The sequence below is a fragment of the Acinetobacter sp. YH12211 genome (genome assembly GCF_013418015.1).
In the GTDB taxonomy this organism is placed as follows: domain Bacteria; phylum Pseudomonadota; class Gammaproteobacteria; order Pseudomonadales; family Moraxellaceae; genus Acinetobacter; species Acinetobacter towneri.
In genome coordinates this window covers 1-1,196 of the sequence record NZ_VPCW01000067.1, presented here as the reverse complement: position 1 = coordinate 1,196, position 1,196 = coordinate 1, and the positions used below count along the sequence as shown (strand labels likewise).

The 1,196-nt window shown below is 48.5% G+C and carries 1 protein-coding gene; it reads left to right on the top strand.

Annotated features, from left to right (window positions below; translation table 11 throughout):
- Window positions 1-1,196: hypothetical protein (locus FTU98_RS13810; RefSeq protein ID WP_373885925.1), on the top strand; the 1,196-nt coding region annotated here is incomplete at both ends.

The window sequence follows — 1,196 nt, the reverse complement described above, 5'->3', positions numbered from 1 at the left end:
AGATGGTATTGATGGTATTGATGGCGCAGATGGTACCGACGGCAAATCAGCTCTGGAATTAGCTCGTGAGATTGGCTTGATTGGCCCAGAGGGTACGATCACCGATATGTTTAATGCCTTAAAAGGTATAGATGGTAAATCAGCGCTTGAATTAGCGATTGAAGCAAATCTGCTGCCAGCGGGCGCAACGCTAACTGATCTGATGGCCTACTTAAAAGGTACTGATGGTGCGGATGGTACCGATGGCAAATCAGCTCTGGATCTGGCTCGTGAGATTGGCTTGATTGGCCCAGAGGGTACGATCACCGATATGTTTAATGCCTTAAAAGGTGCAGATGGTGCAGATGGTAAATCTGCACTTGAGTTAGCGATTGAAGCAAATCTGCTGCCAGCGGGCGCAACGCTAACTGATCTGATGGCCTACTTAAAAGGTACTGATGGTGCGGATGGTACCGATGGCAAATCAGCTCTGGAATTGGCCCGTGAGATTGGCTTGATTGGCCCAGAGGGTACGATCACCGATATGTTTAATGCCTTAAAAGGTGCAGATGGTGCAGATGGTAAATCTGCACTTGAGTTGGCAATTGAAGCAAATCTGCTGCCAGCGGGCGCAACGCTAACTGATCTGATGGCCTACTTAAAAGGTACTGATGGTGCGGATGGTACCGATGGCAAATCAGCGCTTGAGTTGGCAATTGAAGCAAATCTGCTGCCAGCGGGCGCAACGCTAACTGATCTGATGGCCTACTTAAAAGGTGCAGATGGTGCAGATGGTGCAGATGGTAAATCTGCACTTGAGTTGGCAATTGAAGCAAATCTACTGCCAGCGGGCGCAACGCTAACTGATCTGATGGCCTACTTAAAAGGTACTGATGGTGCGGATGGTAAATCTGCACTTGAGTTGGCAATTGAAGCAAATCTACTGCCAGCGGGCGCAACGCTAACTGATCTGATGGCCTACTTAAAAGGTACCGATGGTGCAGATGGTAAATCTGCACTTGAGTTGGCAATTGAAGCAAATCTACTGCCAGCGGGCGCAACGCTAACTGATCTGATGGCCTACTTAAAAGGTATTGATGGCGCAGATGGTACCGACGGCAAATCAGCTCTGGAATTAGCTCGTGAGATTGGCTTGATTGGCCCAGAGGGTACGATCACCGATATGTTTAATGCCTTAAAAGGTGCAGATGGTATTG